Genomic DNA, 18,044 nt, shown 5'->3' on the forward strand with positions numbered 1-18,044 from the left:
ATCAGTCCTCGCTCTCGTCGATCTCGTCGTCGCTGTCGAGTTCCTCACCGCGCTCGGTCAGGACCGCCTCACCGCCCTCGGCCTCAAGGAGGTCGACGGCAGCGTCGCTGAACGCGTCGGCGACGACTTCGAGCTGGTTGTAGACCTGCCCGGACCCGAGGACCTTCACCGCGTCGACCTCGTGGCCGTCCTCGACGACGTCACGGACGTCGATTCGGTAGCCGTTGTCGGTCTCCTCGGCGAGGCCGTCGGCGACGTGGAGCGCGATGTCCTCGTCGAGCTCGCGGACCGTGATTTCGGCGACGTCGAGCTTCGCCTTCTCGGGACGCTTGAAGCCGCTCTTCCCGATCGGTTCGTAGTTGTGGAACTCGTGCTTGTCGCGGCCAGCGCGACCGCGTCCGCCACGGTGACCGGCACCGCGTCGGTTCTTGTGCGAGCCGCCACCGTGCGTGCGCGTGCCGCGCTGGCGTCGTTTCTTGCTCGTCATTGTTATCGCATCCTCTCGAGGAGTTCGTCGACTTCCTCGGTCGACTGCTTACCGAGCTGTCCGCCCTCGGACTGGGGCTGCTTGATGCCCTGGTGGCCGCCGCGCGGCGGGTGGAGTCGGACGACGGGGGAGAGCCCCGCCTCGCGCAGCGTCGTGTTCTCGTTGTAGAGCGCGCGCGCGAGATCGTCGACGTCGTCGTAGTCGGTGTTCTCGGCGACCCACTCGTCGTCGACGTCCGCGTCGCCCTCGAGGGGCTCGGCGCGCTTCGCGATGAGGGCTTTCACCGTCTCCAGGGACGGTTCGCCGTACGCGACGTAGTCGTTGACCTTCGCGATCATCCCGTCGTACGCGTCGGTCTCCGGGACGAGAGTCGCGTGGTTGACGCGGTGGAGGTTCAGCATCGAGAGGGTGTCCTCGACGCTCGAACGCATGTCGACCTCACCGCGGAGTTGGACGACGGCCTGCATCACTCGATCACCTCGCGCTTCTCGCGGGTGCGCTCGGGGATGCGGGCCTCCGCCGTGTTCTGGAGGGCGTTGAACGTCGCCTTCGCGAAGTTCACCGTCGTCCGGGTCTTCCCGGCGGACTTCGTCCAGACGTCCTCGATACCGGCGAGTTCGAGGACGTGCCGGACCGTCTCACCGCCCGCGAGACCGAGGCCGCGCGGGGCGGGAATCAGATCGACTTCGACGCTCCCGGCCTTGCCGGTCGTCTTGAGCGCGACCGTGTGCGGACGCCCACAGCCACACTCCCACGACCCACAGCCGCGAGAGACGTCGATGATGTTCAGTTTCGCGACCTCGATGGCCTTCTGGATGGCGCCGCCGACCTGGTCGTCTCGACCCTCGGCGTACCCGACGAAGCCGTCGCGGTTACCGACCGCGACGACGCACCGGAACTTCACCCGGCGGCCGGAGTCCGTCATCCGCTGGACCATGTTGATGTCCAGTACCTCGTCGTCGAGCCCCGGGAGGAGGTTGTCGACGACTTCGGGCTCCTTCAGCGGGAGCCCGGTGTTCAGCGCCGCCGACATCGACTCGATCTCGCCCTCCTGCACGCGGCGGCCGAGTCGGGTCTGGGGCTGCCAGCTGTCGTTGTAGCTCATTGGTTAGTCCTCCTGAATGGATTCGAGCACGTCATCGAAGTGCTCGGGGAGTTCTGTGGCGTCGAACTCGCCGCTGTAGAGCGGCTCGTCGAGCTGTGCTGCGTAGTCCGCGATGTGCTCGCCGCGCGTGCGCTGCCAGTCGGCGAAGACGTCCTCGTTGTGCGGGATGTCGAGGCCTGCGTCGATCGCGCCCTCCTGCACGGCGAACACCTTCGACCCGCGGGTCGCGGTGTTCAGACCGATGTCGAGGACGGCCTCGTCGAGACCCGCTTCTCGGGCGCGAACGCCCGCGAGGTAGCCGGTCAGGTACGCCGACGGGAGGTTCCCGGTCGGCGCTTCCCAGCCGTATTCCTCGAGGTCTGTCGCCTGTGCACTCGCGAGCGTCTCGTCGCCGTCGGGGCCGGTCGCGATCAGCTGCGCCGTGACGTTGTTGTTGCTCTTTCGAGCGACAAGCCGGGGCTTGCCCGACTTGAGGAGGCGCAACCTCTGGTGGTAATCCGTCCGGACCTCGCGGCGCCGGCGCATCGGGACTTTGTATCGTGGGCCGCTAGCCATTATTGCTCACCGTAGTGTTCCGCGATGTAGTTGTGCAGCCGGCTCACGCTATCGAACTCGCCGCCCTTCGCCATGTTGTAGAGTTCACGGTACTGGGCGGGGGTGAGTTCGCCGCTGTCGCGGAGCTCACGGAGCTCGCGGCGCTGTGCGCGGATGCTGCTCTTCCACTCGTCCTTCTCGTTCTGGCGGGCGCCCGCCTTGCCGCGGCGCGTGCCCGGTCCCTTCCGGTGACCGTACGCACGCTTCGCGTCTCGTTCGCGCGCGCGACCACGGGAGTTGCCCTGCTTGGTCTCGGCCCGGATCGTGCCCTCGTCGACGAGTTCGCGGATATCCTCGCGCGTGATGGCGTCCGCGATCTCGCCCTGGGCGTCCGGGTCGAACCAGACGCGGTTCTTCCCGACGTCGAGGACGTCGGCGGCCAGTCGTTTCTGTGCGCTCAGATCACTCATTGTCGACCTCCACTTCGATGTAGGTCGGGTTGAGGACGCGGATGCCCGCTTCCTCGGCCTGCTCCTCGATGGTCTCGCGCTTTCGCGCACCGACCTTCGAGGCGATGCGGACGGCCTCGGTGTCCGGGTCGACGCCGTCGAGGTCGTCCGCGTTGTGGACGCGGACCTCCTCGAAGCCGCTCGGGTGTTTGCCGCGCACCGCCTTCGGCGTGCGGAAGCCGGCTTCGACCTTCGGGCCCTTCCCCTTGATGCCGCGGCGCTGCTTCGAGAGCGTGCCGCGGGGCTTGCGCCACGAGGTCGGGGTCCGCTTTTTCTTGTGGTAGTCCTGTCGGTTGAACTGCGGCTTGCCGACGCGGCGGCGCTCGTCGAGGAGGCGTTCGGCCTCGTCGTCGAGCTCCGGCGTCTTGTCGGCGTGACCGCGCGGGCGGAGTTCCGTCTCCGCTTCCGTCTCCTCCTCGGCCGCCTCGGCCTCGGGCGCTTCCTCCTCGACTTCGGTCTCGGTCTCCTCGGAGACTTCGAGACCGCCGACGTCTGCCTTGATGCGGGCCGCGAGCGCGTTGCCGACGCCGTCTACTTCCGCGAGGTCGTCCTGGCTCGCTGCCTTCACGTCCTCGACCGTCTCGTAGCCGGCCTCACGCAGCGCTTCGGCCTTGCTCGCGCCGACGCCGCTGATGTCTTCCAGTTCCTGGGGTTCGTCGTCTGCCATCTATCAGGCACCTCCTTTCGTCGGTTTCTCGACGATGTAGACGCCGTCCTGGAACACGCGGGTGTCCTTGTCGGTGACACGGGTGAGCTGCTCGATGTCGGCGGCGGTCTGCCCGACGGACTCCTTGTCGGAGCCCGAGAGGGTCAGCTCTTCGCCGTCGATCTGCACGTCCGTGTCGCCGCGGATCTCCGCGCGCCGGGGCGCCTTCTCGCCGAGGAAGTTCTCGATGACCACTTCGTCATCTTCCACGGTGACCTGCATCGGGAAGTGAGAGTAGTGGACTTGCATCCGGTACTCCCAGCCCTCGGTCACGCCGTGGAACATGTTCGTAATGTGGCTCTCGAACGTCCCGACCGTGGCGTTCGTCTTCGCGTCCTCCGACTCCGCCTCGATGACGACGGCACCGTCGTCGACGGAGACGCGTACGTCGGGGTACCAGAGCCGCCGCGTGACGGAGCCGTTTGGCCCCTCGACGGTCAGCTCCAGGTGGTCGACTTCGGCGTCGACGTCGTCGGGGATCTCGAGTTCTGTTCGCGTCATTGTTAGTAGACGTAAGCGATGACCTGGCCACCGATGCCCTCCTCGCGGGCCTCGTAGTGGCTCATGATGCCGTGGCTGGTCGTCACGATGAGCGTCCCGTAGTCACGAGCCGGGAGATAGCGCTTCTCCCACTGCTCGAACTCGTCGGCACCCACGGAGTACCGCGGGTTGACGGGGCCGCACTCGTTGATGGCACCCTTTAGTTCGACCTCGAACTGGCCACCCTTTCCGTCGTCGACGAACTCGAAGCCGTCGATGTACCCGCGGTCGTAGAAGACCTCGAGGACGGACCCGATGGTGTTGGAGGCGGTCGATATCGTGTGGTTGAGGTGTCCGACGCTCTCGGCGTTGTCGAGACCGGAGAGGGCGTCGGAGAGTGGGTCTTTCCCTGTCATTGTTAGCTGTACTTCTTGAAGCCCATCGAGCGGGCGATCTCTCGGAAGCACTGTCGACACAGCCAGACGTCGTACTTCCCGACGAGGCCCTGATTGCGACCGCATCGGCGACACTCGTGGGTCTGGCCCGTCTCCTCGTGCTCGTGTGCTGCTTCGCTCATTGCGTGACCTCCACGTCGAAGTTCGCCTCGAGGAAGGAGATCGCGTCCTCGGTGTCGAGGCGGTGGTTCTCGGGGATCGGCTGGCTCCGCTTGTCCCGCTTGGAGACGCGGTAGCCCGGACGGACGAGGTTGACCGTCACGTCCAGCCCGAAGATGCCGATGTTCGGGTCGTATTCCTGGCTCGGGAAGTCAGTGTGCTCCTCGATGCCGAAGGAGACGTTCCCCGTGTCGTCGAACTGGTTCCGACTCAGCGAGACGGCGTCGAACGCGCGCGTCAGGAACTCCGCGGCATCGTCGCCGCGGAGCGTGACCTTCGCGCCGATCGGGTCGCCCTCGCGGATCCCGAACTCGGGCTCCGTGCGCTTGGCCGTCGTGCGCACGGACTCCTGTCCGGTGATCTCCTCGAGGATCTCCTCGGCGTTCTGGAGTTCGCGGCCACCCTGACCGACGCCCATGTGGACGACGGCCTTCTCGATGGTGGGCTCGCGCATCTCGTGGAATTCGGCTTCGCTCATTCGTCGTCACCCTCCGGTTCGGACTCCGCGGCGGCCTCGTCGTCGACGAACTGCTCGTCGATGACGAAGACGTACTCCTCGACGGTTTCGAAGGAGCCCGCGTCGGTCTCGACTTCGACCGTGTTGCTCGAGCTGCCGGGCGAGACGGTGATCTCGGTGATCTCGCCGACTTCGCCGGCGTGCTGTCCGGAGACGGCCGTGACGAGCGCGCCCTCCGCGTACGGGAAGTGCGCGAGCACGTCGTCGTTGTCGAGGTCGACGACGATGCTGTCGTTACCGCTGTACTCGTCCTCCTCGACGACCAGGTTGTGACCGTTGTGGAGGTTGAGCTGGACATCGCCGCCCGGGACCAGCGTCTTGTTCGTGACCTTCGCGAGCTTGCCGTCCGCGTCGGCGGCCGGGATCTCGGTCAGGGAGAGGCGTCCGCCCTCGTCGGGGAAGACGCGGTAGTACTCGTCGCGCTCCGGGAAGCCCAGGATGTCGAACATCCCGACGGGCTGAGTCACGTCACCGACGGTGTCGCCGTTGACGAGAACGCCATCGTGGTGCGCGGCGTACTTCGCTTCCTTCGTCGTGTCGACGTAGCCGAGGACGTCCCGAAGGACGACGACGAGCGGGACGCCGGCCTCGCCGTGCGGGCCAGCGCCTGCCTTCGCCGTGAACGTGGCCGTTTTCCGCTCAACGGGCCACGACTTCGGTACGGAGAGTCGTTTCTGGTGGTTGCTCATTCGTTGTCACCCTCCAGTCGGGTTTGGCGCACGTCGTCGGAGAGATCGAGGTCCGTGACGCGGAGGTTCGAGGCGTCGAGCGCCCGGGGAACCTCCTCGCCGTCCGCGGCCTCGACGGTCACGCCGTCCACGTGGACGGCGGCGTCCTTGAGGTCGACGTTGGTGACCTCGCTTTCTTCGCCGGCGAAGTCGCCGCGCATGACCTCGACCGTGTCGCCCGCGTTGACGCGGACGTACCGCTGGCCGTACTCCTCGCGGAGGTCCTCCGAGAGGTGCGCGCGGACCTGCTTTTGGCGCTCGTGGAGCGCCGCGTTCTCCGTGCGGGTGCGCTGTTTGTGTGGTTGTTCAGTCATGTTATACGATCATCGTCGCGGTGCTCGCGATGCTGCCGTACCGCTCCGCGACCTCCCGCGTGATGGGACCCTTGATCTCGGTCCCGCGAGGTTCGCCGAGGTCGTCGATGATGACCGCGGCGTTGTCCTCGAACTTCACGCGCGTGCCGTCGGGGCGCCGGATCGGCTTACGCTGGCGGACCACGACGGCCTCCAGCACCTGCCGGCGCATCTCGGGCGTCCCTTTCGTCACCGAGACGGTGATCTTGTCACCGATCCCCGCCTTGGGGTGTCGGTTGATCGTCCCCTGGTAGCCGGAGACGGACGTGATCTTGAGCTCGCGTGCGCCCGTGTTGTCGGCGCACGTGATGAGGGAACCCTTCTCCAGTCCGGGTGTGACGTCTGCTTTGATTGCTTCCATCAGTTCTCACCCTCCGTGAGCTCGACGACCACGTGGGATTTGGTCTTCGAGAGCGGTCGTGTCTCTGCGATGCGTACCGTGTCGCCTTCTGTGATATCGAAGCACTCCGGCGCGTGTGCCGGAACCCGAGAACGACGCTTCATGTAGCGGTCGTACTTCGGGACGAATACGTCGTATTCACGTTCGACGACGACGGTCTTGTCCATTGCCGTAGAAGCGACTTCGCCTTCGATGACCTGTCCGCGAACGGACAGACTGCCGTGGAACGGGCAGTCATCGTCGGCACAGTCGCCTTCGGGCGCGTCTACGTTCAGTCCTATCGCCATTGTGATTCGACTCCGTTTTCGGAGCGTAGTGCGGGCCGTGAGAGCAGTATGTCGCCATCCACCGTAACGTAGGCCGCGTCCTCGCCCGTCGTGCCGCCGCACGAGTCGGGTTGGGACGCGGTCCCGGCCCCCTTGCGGTCGCGTCGGCTCGGTGCCGGCGCGGCGTCGGATGCGCTCCGAGCGCGGGCCGCGGCTTCATCTATGAGTCGGAACTCGAACCTTCTTCCACCTTTCGGAACGCGCTTGGTGCCCGAGACAACCTCTATCACGAGGGTGTTGGTCGTCTCCGAGACGACCCGTCCGGCGATTCCGACCTGCGAACGGTCGGGCGAGTCGACGACCCGTACCGGGAGGCCGACGAGCTCGTGTCGCGGGAGCGTCTCGGGCGTCAGCGTCATTATTCCTCGAGGTCGCCTTCTTCGCGCTGGATCGTCTTGATCCGCGCGACCGTCCGCCGGAGCTCGCCGATACGGCCCGGGTTCTCCGGCGCCCCACCGGCGGCCTTCACGGCCTTCTCGTTAAGCAGTTCGGTCTCGAGCTCTTCGAGCTCGGCCTCGCGCTCGGCGGGCGTCATGTCGCGGATCTCCTGGGTGTGGAGAATCGCCATCAGTCCTCACCCTCCTCGTCTTCGGACTCGGCTTCGTCCATCTCTTCGAGGAGCGCGTCGGCCTCCTCCTCGACGTCGGCTTCGACCTCGTCGAAGTCCTCGGGCTCGACTTCCTCCTCGAGCTCGTCGAGGGCCTCCTCGACGGCCTCCTCGGAGTCCGACGGCGAGGTCGGGCTCGCGCCCTCCTCGGACTCGACGGCCTCCTCGAGGATCTCCTCCTGGGCGGTGTCGTCGTCGGCCTCGGTGAGGGCGTCCTCGCCGGGGGCCTCGCCCTCGGGACCGCCTGCCTCGACGTCCGCGGGCTCCTCGCCTTCGAGGAGCTCCTCGACGCCTTCGCCCTCGATTTCCTCCTCATCGACAATGAGGTCCTCGATGTCGGCGTCCTCGTCGATCTCGAAGTCGTCGGGCAACTCGGCTCCCGGCGGGATGATCTTGACGTCCACGCCGATGGTACCGAGCTTCATCACGGCGACGCCCTGCCCGTGGTCCACGATGGACTCGGCGGGCTCGCCGTTGTGCTTGATGTAGCCGCGGTTGAACTTCTCGACGCGGCCGCGGTTGCCGGTGACCTTCCCGCTCAGGACGATCTCGGCGCCGAGGGCGCCCGCGTCCATGATGCGGTCGATGGTCGTGTGACCGGCCTTGCGGAAGTACCACCCTCGTTCGAGGGCGTTCGCGAGTCGGTCCGCGACGATCTGTGCGTTCAGGTCGGGCTCGTCGACTTCCTGGACGTCGATCTGCGGATCGTCCAGGTCGAAGCGCTCCTCGAGTTGCGTCGTGATCTTCCGGATGTTCTTCCCGCCCTTCCCGATGACCATCCCGGGCTTCTCCGCCATGAGAACGATCTGCGTTCCCATCGGCGTGTGGGCGACGTCCATGCCGCCGTAGCCGGCGCGGGCGAGTTCCTCTTTGAAGAACTCGTCGATCTGGGAGCGCTGAAGCCCCTCTTCGATGAATTCGAGTTCGTCTGCCATGTTATTCTGCCTCCTCGATGATGAGTTCGACGTCCACCTGCGGGCTGTTCCACGCCGTCGCGCGACCCATCGCACGGGGCTTGCGACCCTGCGTCTCGCCGACCTTGTGGGCGGCGACGTGCGTGATGACCATCGCAGCGGGCTCGAAGCCCTGCTGTTCGGCGTTGTTCGAGACGTTCGTCAGGAGCTTCTGGAAGTCCTTCGTCGCCTTCTCCGGATAGCGGCCGGCGTCCCAGCCCTCGATGTCGGAGCGGTGTCCGACGCCGGTGTTGTGCTGTTTGAACGGCACCGACTTCTCCTCGTTCAGCACCGCGGTGAGGTACTCCTCGGCGTCCGCGACCGTCTCGCCTTTGATCTCGCGGGCGATGGCCTTGCTGTGCTTCAGGCTGATCGGCCGCTCGCGGAGCATCCCCTTCGCGGTGGTCTCCGGGTCGGCGTCCACGCTGTAGCTGATTCCCATGGGTTATTTGAGCGGCACGAACTTCGAGGAGCGGGTCGCGCCGATACCCGCCTGCCCGTGTTCGACCGAGCTACGCGTCAGCTCGAACTCGCCGAGGTAGTGACCGATCATCTCCGGTTGCACCTCGACGCGCCCGAACTCCTGTCCGTCGTAGACCGCGAAGGTCAGCCCGACGAACTCGGGGAGGACGGGCATGTCACGGAGGTGCGTGCGGATCGGGTTGTTCGCCGTCTCCTCGGCGTCGCGCGCTCGTGCCTTCTCGAGGACCTTCTCGTGCTCCTCGGAGAGGCCACGGGTGATGGTTCGCCGCTGTCGCGCGGGGAGCAGTTCCGCGACGTCCTCCAGATCCATGTCCTGGAGTTCGTCAAGCTCGTAGCCGCGGTAGGTGAACTCACCCTCGCGGCCGGTGCGGTATTCCGTACTCATGCGTTAGTTCCCTCCACGGCCGGTGCGTCGGGAGCCGATGTCCCCGACCTTCCGTCCGGGCGGTGCGTTCTTCGAGACGCTCTTCGGGCGACCGGGGTGCTGGCGGCCGCCGCCACCGAACGGGTGGTCGACGGCGTTCATCGCTACACCACGGACGCGCGGCCACTTCGTCCCGCGGGCCTTCATCTTGTGGTGCTTGTTGCCGGCCTTCACGAACGGCTTCTCCGTCCGACCGCCGCCGGCGACGACGCCGATGGTGGCGCGACAGTCCGGAGAGAGGCGCTTGACCTCACCGCTCGGGAGCTGCACGACCGCGGCGTCGCGCTCGTGCGTGACGAGGTCCGCGTTGACGCCGGAGGCGCGCGCGAACTTCCCGCCGTCGCCGGGCTGGTGCTCGACGTTGCTCACGGGGACCCCTTCGGGGATCTCGGCGAGCGGGAGCGTGTTACCGGGCTCGACGGACGCCGAGATACCGACCTCGAGCGTGTCGCCGACGCCGACGCCCTCGGCGGCGAGGACGAGGCGCTGATCGCCGTCGTCGAACTCGACGCGAGCGACGGGGGCGCTCCGCGCGGGGTCGTGCTCGATGTCGACGACCTCGCCGGAGAGCACGTCGCCCTCGGGCTTCTTGTGCGACAGTTCCGCCTTGTATCGGTGCGACGGCGCGCGGAACGTGCTCGTCCCGCGGCCACGTCGCTGACCTTGAATCCTGCGTCCCATTGTTAGAACACCCCGATCCGGGAGGCGACGTCCTGCGCGTCGTCCTCCTCGGACAGCTTGACGATGGCCTTCTTCGTCCCGTCCATCGTCACCTGCGTGTTGACGGACTCGACCGTGACGTCGTACTGCGAGGAGATCTCCTCGCTGACGTCGGTCTTCGTCGCGTCGACGTCGACGATGAACTGGAGCTTGTTACCGAAGTCCATGTCGTCCATCGCCTTCTCCGTGACGAGTGGATATTCGATGATACCGCTCATCGCTCGGCCACCTCCGAGAGCGCGCTCTCGGTCCAGACGGTGAGCCGGCCGGCGTGGGCGCCGGGCGCGAGGTCCTCGGCGTTCACTTCGGCGGCGGTCGCGACGTCGACCCCCGCGAGGTTGCGGGCGGCCTTCGACGGACCGGTCTCGCTCGACGTGACGAAGAGGACGGAGCTGGGCTCGCGGTACTTGCGACCGCGGAGCTTGCCCTGCCCGGCGCGGACGGTCTTCCCGTCGTCCGCGCGCTCGACGTCGTCGTGTGCGCCGACGGCCTCGAGGAAGGAGACGACCTCCTTCGTCTTCACGAGGTCCTCGAAGTCGTCCGAGACGACGAGCGGGAGTTCGAGGTCGTCGTCGAACTCGTGACCGCGCTCTGCGACGAGCTCGGCGTCGGTCGTCGCCGCGATGGCGGACCGGACGGCGAGCTTGCGCTCCTTTTTGTTGACCGTCTTGCCCTGGTCTTTCTCTGCTTTCGGCGGGTGCGCCTTCCGGCCGCCCACGGTCTGCGGGACACGCGCGCCACGTCCGTTCGTCTGCGGGACGTGGGCCATACCGCGTCCGCTGCCCATGGATTCGGCGGGGGTTCGCAGACCCGCGTACTCGTCAGCGCCGTACTGCTGTTTTCGATTGGCCTGTGCGGCGAGGACCGCCCGACGGATGAGGTCGGGGCGGTACGCCGTCTCGAAGACCTCCGGGAGGTCGACGGAGCCGGCGTCGTCGCCATCGAGGCCACGGACTGTTGCCTGCATAATTTAGCCCTGGTTCGACGCGGTGCTCACGTAGCGCACCTCGGGGTCGAGGCGCGGCGATTCGTTGGGTCGGATGGCCGGGCGGAAGCGCAGGAGGCGCTTCTCGGGGCCGGGCAGCGAACCCTTGATGAGGGCGTACGAGCCGGAGACGTCCCCGTAGTTCGGGAATCCGCCCGCGGCGTCGACCGCCTTGTCGTCGCCGTCGCCGAAGTCGACGAGGCGCTTGTTGAGTTCGGTGCGCTGGTGGTAGCCGGTCTGGCCCTGCTGGGGAACCGTCGAGCGAACCCGGGAGGGGTTCCACGGACCGAGGTTCCCGATGCGGCGCCGCCAGCCCTGGCGCTTGTGCTTGCCCTTGCGTTTCTGGACGCCCCAGCGCTTGACGGGGCCCTGGGTGCCCTTGCCCTTGGTGACGCCGGAGGCGTCGAGGAACTCGCCGGCGCGGAAGACGTCACCGAACTCGTGCTCGCCGCCCTCAGAGAGGAGTTCGAGCGCGAAGTCGGCGCGCTCGTCGATCGAGCCGCCGCCGACGCGCGTCTCCATGACGTCTGGCTTCTTCTTCGGGACGCCGCTGAGGCCCGCGGGAACGGTGTGGGTGACGACGCGGAGGTCGTCGACCGCACCGTTCTCCACGAGCTCCTCGATGGCGCCGTAATCGCCGCGCGCGCCCTCGGAGGGGACGTCGAGGGTCCGGTCGAGGTCCGCGTCGAGGTCCTCGGACCAGACTTCCGTGATCGGCTTCTTGCCGTACGGCGTGTCCTCGTACGCCCGCACCGCGGCGGCGCGCATCGTGGGTGTTTCGACGACGGTGACGGGGACGGTCGTCTCCATTCCCTCGGTGGGAGAGTTGGACTTATCGTCCACCATCACGACGTGACTCATGCCTGCCTTGTACCCGGCGAATCCCTGAAGTCCGGGCTGGCCGTCGTCGTCGGGCCAGCTGTTGAAGCGCGGGACTTCGCTCGCCGCGCGCTTACGGGGACCGAACCCCAGAGAGCCTTTGCGTGGTCGATTTGGTTGTGGCATCGTATCACTCCGTGAGCGTCAGGCATGCGAGTGAGGCGAACATCGCTTCTTCGGTTCGCACGACCTCGCTACCTTGGTCGGGGATGGTGTTGAGCCAGGTGTCGAACCCCCCGGGTGCGCGGGTGGACTGGGCGGGGTCGAACTCGCTGACCGCCTCGGCGGTGAGGCCGAGCATGGGCGGAAGCCCGCGTTCGGGCGAGCCGAACGCCACGGTCAGTCCGTCTTCGTGGACGCGCCGAGCCAGGTCGCCCACGTTCGCGGCGCCGACTGGCACCCCGAAGCGTGACGTGGCGACCCGGACGCCGGCGTCCGGACGGTCGAGTTCGTTCCCGATGGCCCGAGTGAAGACCTGGAAGCCCGGTGGGGCCTCCGAGGCGATCTTCGCTCGGACCGGTCGTCGCGAAGATACCCTGATGGTCACGCGCTCCCCCTCCGAAACCTCCATACCGTCGGGGAGGTGGAGGGAGATCGGGTGTTGCATTCCGCAATTGACCCGAACGCGCCCTTCAGATCCGACCTGGGTCACGATCCCTTCTCGATGCGACCCCGAACCGCTCGATTCGGAGCCGGTCCATGACGAGAGGCGGAGCGGCGGCAGGACGCCGGCGTACTCCAGTTCGTCGCGGGTGTCGAAGGCCTCCTTTCGGAGGTAGGGTGGCGTCGCGGCGTACCGCAACACCGTTTCGACGAACCCGACGCCCCAGCGGCGTTCCCCCTCGGGGTCCGGAAAGACCACGAGGCGATCCGCCCGGAAGACCGCGGCCGCGCGGGCCACGTAGCCGAGCTTGCGAGTCGCCTCGCGTTTGTCCTCGGCTTCCCGGCAGATGGACGACGGCACGAGTACGCTGCGTGTCATGCCTGTTCGCGTCCACGTCTCGTCACGAGACTGTAACTCCACTACCGACGGGGCGCTAAAAAGGGTGTCGTTACGAGTACAGCCTCGTGAAGCCGTCTCACTGACGCACACGTGTGCTAGGCGGAGGCACGACCAGCCCGAACACGACGAGGGCGCGACGCCGCTTCGAAAGTCTTTTTTATACCCGGCACTTCGATTGAGTTGCAGACGCGCACTGGTAGTGTAGTGGTATCACGTGACCTTGCCATGGTCACAACCTGGGTTCAAATCCCAGCCAGTGCATCCCCGTCTTCTCCGAACCCATCTCCGGCGAAGTACGCCGCTCGGTCGATCGACTAGGGCGCTCAGCGAAGCGCGCCGAGGGCGTACGTACGTCCCAGAGACCCCGCATCTCGACCCCACCACACTCCCGAGCGTAGCGTTCGACGCTCGCGCACGCGTGAAAGTAAAGACGTAGCCGGTCGTCTCTCCGGCTATGACGGTGATCGCACTGCTGAGCGTCGCACCGGTTCGAGAGGGAAGCATGGCGGCCGACGTGGCGAAAGCCGTGGAGGCGCTGGACGACTTCGACGTCTCCTACGAGACGACGCCGATGGGGACGACCATCGAGGCCGGCGACGTCGGGACGCTCTTCGACGCGGTCGAGGCGGCCCACGAGGCGGTACCGGGCGATCGGGTGAGCACGTTCCTGAAGATCGACGACAAGCGGACGTCCGACGAATCGGCCGCGGAGAAGGTCGCGGACGTGGAGCGGGAGCTGGGGAGGGAGGCGCGGCGTCGAACGGAGTGACGGGCGCGGGACGGCGACGGTGAAATCGCCTCAAATCGCGACGAGCCGAGTGGGTCGGTCGGGGCCGTCAGGCGACGCGGTAGACGGCGAGGTGGACGCCGTCGGGCATCCGGACGCCGGTGGCGACGAAGACGCTGCGGGTGAGCCACTGGAGGTCGGGGGCGGCGGTCTCGAAAGAGGGGACCGATCGGAAGTAGACCTGGTCCGGGTCGACGTCGCGGCCGTCGCGGATACGCTCGCTGACCTCGGGCGGCGCGAACCGAATCCCCTCGTTCTCGACGTAGATCCGATCGCCGTCCGTCGTCTCGATGGCGTACTTTGCGACGAGGGTGCTCGGACGGTCGGCGCGGAAGAGCTGGTAGTCGGCGCCGGCGGCCAACACCTCGCCCTCGACGCGGCCGCTGACGGTCCCGCCGGCGATGGGGATGATGCGACGGTGGCCGTCGCCGGTGTCGCCGATCTCGATCGCGGGGTCGATCTCGGCCTCGACGTCGAAGGCGTGTTCGAAGGTCGGCTCGGGCGGCCGATCGCGTCTCGTGTCAGCCATACGCATGCCCGGACGCGTGCGCGTATGGAGCTATCGGCGGCGTGTACTGCAAACGTTTTACCGCGGGACGGCCGAACGCGGGGGCATGGAGAGCATCAACCGGATGGCGGTCGAGTTGGCCGACGAGGCGGTGGAGTTCGCGGGCGAACTCGACGTCGGGGCGTTCGACCTGGAGAACGGCGCGACGGTCTTGGACTTCGGCGTCGACCACGCGGGCGGGATCGAGGCCGGTCTCCTCCTCGCGGAGATACAGACGGCGGGGTTGGCGACGGTACAGACGGGGATGGCGGACGTGGCGGGCGCCCCGTTCACGCACGTCGAACTCGCGTGCGATCGGCCGGATCTCGCGTTGCTCTGCTCGCAGAAGGCGGGGTGGGAGCTCTCGGCGGACGGGTTCGAAGCGCTGGGGTCGGGGCCGGCGCGCGCGCTCGTCGCCGAGGAGGCGGAGTTCCGTGAGCTCGGCTACACGGACGCGTTCGACCTCTCCGTGCTGACCTTGGAGTCGGACGACCTCCCGGACGAGGGCGTCGCGCGCGTGATCGCGGATCGCGCGGAGGTGAACACGGACGGGCTCTACCTCCCGACGTACGCGGCGGGGTCGATCTCGGGGAGCGTCTCCGCGGCGGCGCGGGCGGCCGAGATGGCGACTTTCCGTCTCTTCGAGGCGGGGTACGATCCCCGATCGATCCGGTCGGTGAACGGTCGCGCGCCGGTCGCACCGGTCGCGGGCGACGAGTCGACGGCCATCGCTCGGGAGATGGACGCGCTCGCGTACGGCGGACAGGTGTACATGACGGTGGAGACGGACGACGCGTCGGCGTTCGAGGCCGTGCCGTCGACGGCGAGCGAGGAGTACGAGCGACCGCTCGGCGAGGTCTTCGACGACGTCGAGTGGGACTTCTCGGAGGTCGCGGCGGGCGTCTTCGGGCCCGCGCAGGTGACGGTGAACGTCGTCGGCGGACCGACGTACGCGCTCGGGAGAACGAGCGAGGACGTCCTCGCCGAGAGCTTCGGGGTCTAGCCGCGCGGTCGCCCGGAGTGCCCGGAGTCAGTCGAGGAGTTCGGTGACGGTGCCGACGCCCTTGCTCGACCCCTCGCGGAAGACGAAGCGCTGGCCCGTCTCGACGAGATAGGGGCGGAACTTGAACTCGACCGTCGCGCGCCCGGTGTCGCCGGGGAGGAGCTGGCCGCCCTCGGGGTGGAAGCGCGCGGCCTCGCTCGCGGTTTCGAGGTGCACGACGGGTTCGTAGCCGTCGTCGATCCGCGTGGGGTGGTTGAGGACCATCACCTCTGCCTCGAAGGCGCGCGTCGGCGTCGGGTCGGCGTCGCGCGGGACGAGCACCATGCCGCGTTCGAGTTCGGACTCGCGGACGCCGGCGAGCGCGATGCCGACGATCCGACCGGCCTCGGCCTTGTCGACGCGGTGGTAGTGCATCTCGATGCTGCGGGCCTCGACCTCGCGGAAGGAGCCGTCGCTGAAGGGACCGAGGAGGAGCTCGTCGCCGGCCGCGATGGTCCCCGACTTGATCGTCCCGGAGGCGACGGCGCCGACGCCGGTGACGCTGTACGAGCGATCGACGTACATGCGAAAGTCGCTGCCGGCCGCGGCGGTCTTTGGGAGGCGCTCGAACAGCTCGTCGAGAACGTCGAGTCCGTCGCCGCCGACGGCGCTCGTGCGGACGATGGGGACGACGGCGTCGTCCGTCTCCTCGACGGCGGCGTCGACGCCGTGGCGCTCGACGGGAAGCGGGGTCCGGCCGGTGTCGCGGAGGAGGCGTTCGACGTCGCGCTCGACTTCCTCGACCCGGGCGTCGTCCACGAGGTCGGTCTTGGTGATGGCGACGATCGTGGGGAGTTCGGTGGCGAGGAGGACGCCGAGGTGTTCGCGCGTCGTATCGGTCGGGCCGTCGTCGGCGGCGACGACGAGCAGGCCGTAGTCGAGTTTCTGCCCGACGAGGCCGCGGATCGTCGTGCGGAGCCACGGTTCGTGACCGACCGTGTCGACGAAGGAGACGACGCGGTCGGCGCGTTCGACGACGGCGGCGCGCTCGTGTTTCCGGTGGGGGTTCTCGACGCGGACCGGCCCGTCGCCGTCGAAGCCGTAGACGCCGTACGAGAGGTCGGCGGAGAGGCCGCGTTCGACCTCGTGGGGTTGGACGTCGAGGAAGCTCCGGGTGTCGCCGTCCCCGTCGTCGGCCCGGCCGGTGACGAGCGAGCCGACGAGCGTGGACTTCCCGTGGTCGACGTGGCCGGCGGTGCCGACGATGACGTGGTCGTCGTCGGCGGTGAGCTGGCCGCCGTCGCGGACCGTGGCGACGCCGACGAGCCCGCGTCCCTCCGTCCCCCACGTCTGGACGTCGTCGATGTGGGCGCTGGCCTCCTCGGCGAGGAGGCTGAGGACGTCGAGGGTCTCCGAGAAGGCCTCGGGGTCGATTCCGGCGATGCCGCCGTCGTCGGTGACGCCGACGACGTACTGCGCCTCGCCGTCGCCGGAGAGGACGCGGTGACGGAGCTGGGCGGCCAGGCTCTCCAGTCGTCCCTCGGCGAGGTGGACCTCGCGCGTGAGGCGTTCTTTGAACTCCACGTGCCCACCCTCCTGCTCGCCGCGTTCGAGCGCGCGATGCAGGACGGATCGGTCGACGCTCATGGGTGCGTGTTAGTGACCACCTACCAAAAGCCTTCCCCGGGGAAGACTCCGGAGACGACCCGAGGCGTCCGTATTCACGGAGAACCGTCGTCGATCGGACGTCGGTCCGCGTCCCGCGCCGGCCCCCGGGTTGATGTATCGTCGTCGCCTGCGGGACCGTATGAGCGTCACCGGACTCTGTCAGATCTGCGAGGCCGCGGAGGCGCAGTTCGCGTGCGAGCGCTGTGGGGCCGTCGTCTGTCGGGCACACTACGATCCGGGGCTCGGGCTCTGCGAGGAGTGTGCGGCGGAGGAACGCCGATCGAGAGGAGGAGACGAGAACGGCTTTCCCGGACCGCGATAGCGCGCGGTGAGACGGTCGCGGGCGGTTGGTCCCACGAGCGTGGCGACGGCGGTGCCGATTCGGTCGCGTACGGCGATACCGTGCGGCGACGTGTCTGACGGGCGCGCCAGCGGGCGTCAGCGGTACTCGTTCAGTCGGTCGCGGAGTCGCTTGGCGGCCGCGCCGGCCGCGCGGTCCCAGTCCTCTCGGTCCTCGCCCGCGAAGATGATCCCGCGCGTGGAGTTGACGACGCCGACGCCGTCGGCGGTGCGGCCGTGTTCGACCGCGGCCTCGGCGTCGCCACCCTGCGCGCCGACGCCCGGCACGAGGAAGGGCAGGTCGGGTGCGAGCTCCCGGACGCGTTCGAGTTCCGCGGGGCGGGTCGCGCCGACGACGAGGCCGACGTTGCCGTACTCGTCCCACTCGGCCATGCGCCGCGCGACGTGCTCGTAGAGGTACTCGTCGTACGACGCGAGTTCGAGGTTCTGGAAGTCCTTCCCGCCGGGGTTCGAGGTGCGACAAAGGGCGAAGATCCCCTTCTCCTCCCGGGAGAGGAACGGCTGGAGGCTGTCGCGGCCCATGTAGGGGTTGACCGTGATCGCGTCGGCCCGGTCGAGCGCCTTCGCGTACTGTCGGGCGGTGTTGCCGATGTCGCCGCGCTTGGCGTCGAGGATCACCGGGACGTCCTTGCCGTGGGCGTACGCGATCGTCTCCGCGAGCGCGCGCCACCCGTCAGCGCCCTCGTAGAAGGCCGCGTTCGGCTTGTACGCGGCCGCGTACTCGTGCGTGGCGTCGATGATCCGACGGTTGAACTGCCAGCGCGGCAACGCGGCGTCCCGAACCCCGTCGGGGAGGCGATCGGGATCGGGATCGAGTCCGACGCAGACCATCGTGTCCCGCGAGTCGATACGCGCCGCGAGGTCCTCGAAGAAGCCCATGGCGTCGG

Annotated in this window: 30 protein-coding genes and 1 tRNA gene; 4 read left to right on the forward strand and 27 right to left on the reverse strand. The window is 67.8% G+C overall.

All coding sequences use genetic code 11. The annotated features are described in order from the left end of the window. Window position 1 precedes the first annotated feature (1 nt). The 24 genes from J2754_RS08080 to J2754_RS08195 are packed head-to-tail and all read right to left on the reverse strand — an operon-like array spanning window position 2 to window position 12,792. Window positions 2–487 carry an uL15m family ribosomal protein gene (locus tag J2754_RS08080; protein ID WP_188876832.1) on the reverse strand — a complete coding sequence of 162 codons (486 nt, stop codon included), beginning with the start codon at window positions 485–487 and terminating at the stop codon, window positions 2–4. Window positions 488–489: 2 nt separating this feature from the next. Beyond that, on the reverse strand, window positions 490–954 hold the full coding sequence (gene rpmD / locus J2754_RS08085; protein WP_188876831.1) for a 50S ribosomal protein L30: 465 nt from the start codon (window positions 952–954) through the stop codon (window positions 490–492). Further along, entirely contained in the window at window positions 954–1,592 is a 639-nt protein-coding gene (locus J2754_RS08090; protein WP_188876830.1) for a 30S ribosomal protein S5, read from the reverse strand. The genes rpmD and J2754_RS08090 overlap by 1 nt, the downstream gene beginning before the upstream one ends. A 3-nt stretch (window positions 1,593–1,595) precedes the next feature. Continuing rightward, the gene (locus tag J2754_RS08095; RefSeq protein WP_188876829.1) at window positions 1,596–2,147 is read right to left on the reverse strand and encodes a 50S ribosomal protein L18; all 552 of its coding nucleotides are present in this window, start codon (window positions 2,145–2,147) and stop codon (window positions 1,596–1,598) included. Next, window positions 2,147–2,596 (reverse strand): 50S ribosomal protein L19e, encoded by a 450-nt coding sequence (locus tag J2754_RS08100; protein WP_188869155.1) that lies wholly within the window; start codon window positions 2,594–2,596, stop codon window positions 2,147–2,149. Before J2754_RS08100 ends, J2754_RS08095 begins: the two co-directional genes overlap by 1 nt. Continuing rightward, window positions 2,589–3,302, reverse strand: coding sequence for a 50S ribosomal protein L32e (locus tag J2754_RS08105; protein WP_188876828.1), 714 nt, complete (start codon window positions 3,300–3,302; stop codon window positions 2,589–2,591). The genes J2754_RS08100 and J2754_RS08105 overlap by 8 nt, the downstream gene beginning before the upstream one ends. A gap of 3 nt (window positions 3,303–3,305) precedes the next feature. Continuing rightward, on the reverse strand, window positions 3,306–3,842 hold the full coding sequence (locus J2754_RS08110) for a 50S ribosomal protein L6 (protein WP_188876827.1): 537 nt from the start codon (window positions 3,840–3,842) through the stop codon (window positions 3,306–3,308). Window positions 3,843–3,844: 2 nt separating this feature from the next. Next, window positions 3,845–4,237 (reverse strand): 30S ribosomal protein S8, encoded by a 393-nt coding sequence (locus J2754_RS08115; RefSeq protein ID WP_188876825.1) that lies wholly within the window; start codon window positions 4,235–4,237, stop codon window positions 3,845–3,847. A 2-nt stretch (window positions 4,238–4,239) separates the two neighbouring features. Continuing rightward, window positions 4,240–4,398 carry a 30S ribosomal protein S14 gene (locus J2754_RS08120; RefSeq protein ID WP_020220819.1) on the reverse strand — a complete coding sequence of 53 codons (159 nt, stop codon included), beginning with the start codon at window positions 4,396–4,398 and terminating at the stop codon, window positions 4,240–4,242. Continuing rightward, window positions 4,395–4,913 (reverse strand): 50S ribosomal protein L5, encoded by a 519-nt coding sequence (locus J2754_RS08125; RefSeq protein ID WP_188876824.1) that lies wholly within the window; start codon window positions 4,911–4,913, stop codon window positions 4,395–4,397. The genes J2754_RS08120 and J2754_RS08125 overlap by 4 nt, the downstream gene beginning before the upstream one ends. After that, window positions 4,910–5,641: a 30S ribosomal protein S4e gene (locus J2754_RS08130; protein WP_188876823.1), complete on the reverse strand. Its 732-nt coding sequence runs from the start codon at window positions 5,639–5,641 to the stop codon at window positions 4,910–4,912. The genes J2754_RS08125 and J2754_RS08130 overlap by 4 nt, the downstream gene beginning before the upstream one ends. Continuing rightward, window positions 5,638–5,994 carry a 50S ribosomal protein L24 gene (gene rplX / locus J2754_RS08135; protein ID WP_188876822.1) on the reverse strand — a complete coding sequence of 119 codons (357 nt, stop codon included), beginning with the start codon at window positions 5,992–5,994 and terminating at the stop codon, window positions 5,638–5,640. Before rplX ends, J2754_RS08130 begins: the two co-directional genes overlap by 4 nt. Before the next feature lies 1 nt (window position 5,995). After that, window positions 5,996–6,394 carry a 50S ribosomal protein L14 gene (locus J2754_RS08140; protein ID WP_188876821.1) on the reverse strand — a complete coding sequence of 133 codons (399 nt, stop codon included), beginning with the start codon at window positions 6,392–6,394 and terminating at the stop codon, window positions 5,996–5,998. Then, complete coding sequence (locus tag J2754_RS08145) at window positions 6,394–6,720, reverse strand: 30S ribosomal protein S17 (RefSeq protein ID WP_188876820.1); 327 nt, start codon at window positions 6,718–6,720, stop codon at window positions 6,394–6,396. Before J2754_RS08145 ends, J2754_RS08140 begins: the two co-directional genes overlap by 1 nt. Then, a complete protein-coding gene (locus J2754_RS08150) occupies window positions 6,711–7,118 on the reverse strand; it encodes a ribonuclease P protein component 1 (RefSeq protein ID WP_245332938.1) in 408 nt (135 codons plus the stop codon). Before J2754_RS08150 ends, J2754_RS08145 begins: the two co-directional genes overlap by 10 nt. Then, complete coding sequence (gene rpmC / locus J2754_RS08155; protein ID WP_188876819.1) at window positions 7,118–7,327, reverse strand: 50S ribosomal protein L29; 210 nt, start codon at window positions 7,325–7,327, stop codon at window positions 7,118–7,120. Before rpmC ends, J2754_RS08150 begins: the two co-directional genes overlap by 1 nt. Continuing rightward, entirely contained in the window at window positions 7,327–8,301 is a 975-nt protein-coding gene (locus tag J2754_RS08160; protein WP_188876818.1) for a 30S ribosomal protein S3, read from the reverse strand. Before J2754_RS08160 ends, rpmC begins: the two co-directional genes overlap by 1 nt. 1 nt (window position 8,302) lies before the next feature. After that, window positions 8,303–8,761, reverse strand: coding sequence for a 50S ribosomal protein L22 (locus tag J2754_RS08165; RefSeq protein WP_188876817.1), 459 nt, complete (start codon window positions 8,759–8,761; stop codon window positions 8,303–8,305). A 3-nt stretch (window positions 8,762–8,764) separates the two neighbouring features. After that, the gene (locus J2754_RS08170) at window positions 8,765–9,187 is read right to left on the reverse strand and encodes a 30S ribosomal protein S19 (protein ID WP_188876816.1); all 423 of its coding nucleotides are present in this window, start codon (window positions 9,185–9,187) and stop codon (window positions 8,765–8,767) included. A gap of 3 nt (window positions 9,188–9,190) precedes the next feature. Next, window positions 9,191–9,907, reverse strand: a complete 717-nt coding sequence (locus tag J2754_RS08175; RefSeq protein WP_188876815.1) for a 50S ribosomal protein L2 — start codon at window positions 9,905–9,907, stop codon at window positions 9,191–9,193. Window positions 9,908–9,909: 2 nt separating this feature from the next. Then, window positions 9,910–10,164 (reverse strand): 50S ribosomal protein L23, encoded by a 255-nt coding sequence (locus J2754_RS08180; protein ID WP_188876814.1) that lies wholly within the window; start codon window positions 10,162–10,164, stop codon window positions 9,910–9,912. Further along, window positions 10,161–10,913 (reverse strand): 50S ribosomal protein L4, encoded by a 753-nt coding sequence (rpl4p, locus tag J2754_RS08185; protein ID WP_188876813.1) that lies wholly within the window; start codon window positions 10,911–10,913, stop codon window positions 10,161–10,163. Before rpl4p ends, J2754_RS08180 begins: the two co-directional genes overlap by 4 nt. Window positions 10,914–10,916: 3 nt before the next feature. Then, window positions 10,917–11,936 carry a 50S ribosomal protein L3 gene (locus J2754_RS08190; RefSeq protein WP_211087150.1) on the reverse strand — a complete coding sequence of 340 codons (1,020 nt, stop codon included), beginning with the start codon at window positions 11,934–11,936 and terminating at the stop codon, window positions 10,917–10,919. Between the two features lie 4 nt (window positions 11,937–11,940). After that, window positions 11,941–12,792, reverse strand: coding sequence for a putative RNA uridine N3 methyltransferase (locus J2754_RS08195; protein WP_188876811.1), 852 nt, complete (start codon window positions 12,790–12,792; stop codon window positions 11,941–11,943). Window positions 12,793–13,003: 211 nt separating this feature from the next. Here J2754_RS08195 and J2754_RS08200 point away from each other — a divergent pair. Continuing rightward, window positions 13,004–13,074, forward strand: a tRNA-Gly gene (locus J2754_RS08200). A 193-nt stretch (window positions 13,075–13,267) separates the two neighbouring features. Continuing rightward, window positions 13,268–13,582 (forward strand): MTH1187 family thiamine-binding protein, encoded by a 315-nt coding sequence (locus tag J2754_RS08205; RefSeq protein WP_211087151.1) that lies wholly within the window; start codon window positions 13,268–13,270, stop codon window positions 13,580–13,582. A 67-nt stretch (window positions 13,583–13,649) separates the two neighbouring features. On the opposite strand, the gene J2754_RS08210 is transcribed toward J2754_RS08205, so the two are convergent. Next, a complete protein-coding gene (locus J2754_RS08210; protein ID WP_211087152.1) occupies window positions 13,650–14,129 on the reverse strand; it encodes a DUF3237 domain-containing protein in 480 nt (159 codons plus the stop codon). Window positions 14,130–14,214: 85 nt separating this feature from the next. Between J2754_RS08210 and mch the strand changes: the two genes are divergently transcribed. Beyond that, a complete protein-coding gene (gene mch / locus J2754_RS08215; RefSeq protein WP_211087153.1) occupies window positions 14,215–15,150 on the forward strand; it encodes a methenyltetrahydromethanopterin cyclohydrolase in 936 nt (311 codons plus the stop codon). A 27-nt stretch (window positions 15,151–15,177) separates the two neighbouring features. Here the strand turns inward: mch and J2754_RS08220 are convergent, their stop codons facing one another. Continuing rightward, window positions 15,178–16,776 (reverse strand): GTPBP1 family GTP-binding protein, encoded by a 1,599-nt coding sequence (locus J2754_RS08220; protein WP_211087154.1) that lies wholly within the window; start codon window positions 16,774–16,776, stop codon window positions 15,178–15,180. A 160-nt stretch (window positions 16,777–16,936) separates the two neighbouring features. Between J2754_RS08220 and J2754_RS08225 the strand changes: the two genes are divergently transcribed. Beyond that, window positions 16,937–17,119: a hypothetical protein gene (locus J2754_RS08225; RefSeq protein WP_188876805.1), complete on the forward strand. Its 183-nt coding sequence runs from the start codon at window positions 16,937–16,939 to the stop codon at window positions 17,117–17,119. A 116-nt stretch (window positions 17,120–17,235) separates the two neighbouring features. Here the strand turns inward: J2754_RS08225 and pyrF are convergent, their stop codons facing one another. Further along, window positions 17,236–18,036 (reverse strand): orotidine-5'-phosphate decarboxylase, encoded by an 801-nt coding sequence (pyrF, locus tag J2754_RS08230; RefSeq protein WP_211087155.1) that lies wholly within the window; start codon window positions 18,034–18,036, stop codon window positions 17,236–17,238. Window positions 18,037–18,044: the final 8 nt, after the last annotated feature.

Source organism: Halarchaeum nitratireducens, from assembly GCF_017874695.1.
GTDB classification, from domain to species: Archaea; Halobacteriota; Halobacteria; order Halobacteriales; family Halobacteriaceae; genus Halarchaeum; species Halarchaeum nitratireducens.

Coding starts and splice junctions, on each gene's coding strand:
- J2754_RS08210 (WP_211087152.1), bottom strand. CDS start 14,129: ATGGCTGACACGAGACGCGATCGGCCGCCCGAGCCGACCTTCGAACAC.
- rplX (WP_188876822.1), bottom strand. CDS start 5,994: ATGACTGAACAACCACACAAACAGCGCACCCGCACGGAGAACGCGGCG.
- J2754_RS08190 (WP_211087150.1), bottom strand. CDS start 11,936: ATGCCACAACCAAATCGACCACGCAAAGGCTCTCTGGGGTTCGGTCCC.
- J2754_RS08115 (WP_188876825.1), bottom strand. CDS start 4,237: ATGACAGGGAAAGACCCACTCTCCGACGCCCTCTCCGGTCTCGACAAC.
- pyrF (WP_211087155.1), bottom strand. CDS start 18,036: ATGGGCTTCTTCGAGGACCTCGCGGCGCGTATCGACTCGCGGGACACG.
- J2754_RS08140 (WP_188876821.1), bottom strand. CDS start 6,394: ATGGAAGCAATCAAAGCAGACGTCACACCCGGACTGGAGAAGGGTTCC.
- J2754_RS08095 (WP_188876829.1), bottom strand. CDS start 2,147: ATGGCTAGCGGCCCACGATACAAAGTCCCGATGCGCCGGCGCCGCGAG.
- J2754_RS08090 (WP_188876830.1), bottom strand. CDS start 1,592: ATGAGCTACAACGACAGCTGGCAGCCCCAGACCCGACTCGGCCGCCGC.
- rpmC (WP_188876819.1), bottom strand. CDS start 7,327: ATGGCGATTCTCCACACCCAGGAGATCCGCGACATGACGCCCGCCGAG.
- J2754_RS08160 (WP_188876818.1), bottom strand. CDS start 8,301: ATGGCAGACGAACTCGAATTCATCGAAGAGGGGCTTCAGCGCTCCCAG.
- rpmD (WP_188876831.1), bottom strand. CDS start 954: ATGCAGGCCGTCGTCCAACTCCGCGGTGAGGTCGACATGCGTTCGAGC.
- J2754_RS08225 (WP_188876805.1), top strand. CDS start 16,937: ATGAGCGTCACCGGACTCTGTCAGATCTGCGAGGCCGCGGAGGCGCAG.
- J2754_RS08100 (WP_188869155.1), bottom strand. CDS start 2,596: ATGAGTGATCTGAGCGCACAGAAACGACTGGCCGCCGACGTCCTCGAC.
- J2754_RS08165 (WP_188876817.1), bottom strand. CDS start 8,761: ATGGGAATCAGCTACAGCGTGGACGCCGACCCGGAGACCACCGCGAAG.
- J2754_RS08180 (WP_188876814.1), bottom strand. CDS start 10,164: ATGAGCGGTATCATCGAATATCCACTCGTCACGGAGAAGGCGATGGAC.
- J2754_RS08170 (WP_188876816.1), bottom strand. CDS start 9,187: ATGAGTACGGAATACCGCACCGGCCGCGAGGGTGAGTTCACCTACCGC.
- J2754_RS08120 (WP_020220819.1), bottom strand. CDS start 4,398: ATGAGCGAAGCAGCACACGAGCACGAGGAGACGGGCCAGACCCACGAG.
- J2754_RS08205 (WP_211087151.1), top strand. CDS start 13,268: ATGACGGTGATCGCACTGCTGAGCGTCGCACCGGTTCGAGAGGGAAGC.
- J2754_RS08220 (WP_211087154.1), bottom strand. CDS start 16,776: ATGAGCGTCGACCGATCCGTCCTGCATCGCGCGCTCGAACGCGGCGAG.
- J2754_RS08145 (WP_188876820.1), bottom strand. CDS start 6,720: ATGGCGATAGGACTGAACGTAGACGCGCCCGAAGGCGACTGTGCCGAC.
- mch (WP_211087153.1), top strand. CDS start 14,215: ATGGAGAGCATCAACCGGATGGCGGTCGAGTTGGCCGACGAGGCGGTG.
- J2754_RS08105 (WP_188876828.1), bottom strand. CDS start 3,302: ATGGCAGACGACGAACCCCAGGAACTGGAAGACATCAGCGGCGTCGGC.
- J2754_RS08195 (WP_188876811.1), bottom strand. CDS start 12,792: ATGACACGCAGCGTACTCGTGCCGTCGTCCATCTGCCGGGAAGCCGAG.
- rpl4p (WP_188876813.1), bottom strand. CDS start 10,913: ATGCAGGCAACAGTCCGTGGCCTCGATGGCGACGACGCCGGCTCCGTC.
- J2754_RS08125 (WP_188876824.1), bottom strand. CDS start 4,913: ATGAGCGAAGCCGAATTCCACGAGATGCGCGAGCCCACCATCGAGAAG.
- J2754_RS08150 (WP_245332938.1), bottom strand. CDS start 7,118: ATGACGCTGACGCCCGAGACGCTCCCGCGACACGAGCTCGTCGGCCTC.
- J2754_RS08110 (WP_188876827.1), bottom strand. CDS start 3,842: ATGACGCGAACAGAACTCGAGATCCCCGACGACGTCGACGCCGAAGTC.
- J2754_RS08080 (WP_188876832.1), bottom strand. CDS start 487: ATGACGAGCAAGAAACGACGCCAGCGCGGCACGCGCACGCACGGTGGC.
- J2754_RS08130 (WP_188876823.1), bottom strand. CDS start 5,641: ATGAGCAACCACCAGAAACGACTCTCCGTACCGAAGTCGTGGCCCGTT.
- J2754_RS08175 (WP_188876815.1), bottom strand. CDS start 9,907: ATGGGACGCAGGATTCAAGGTCAGCGACGTGGCCGCGGGACGAGCACG.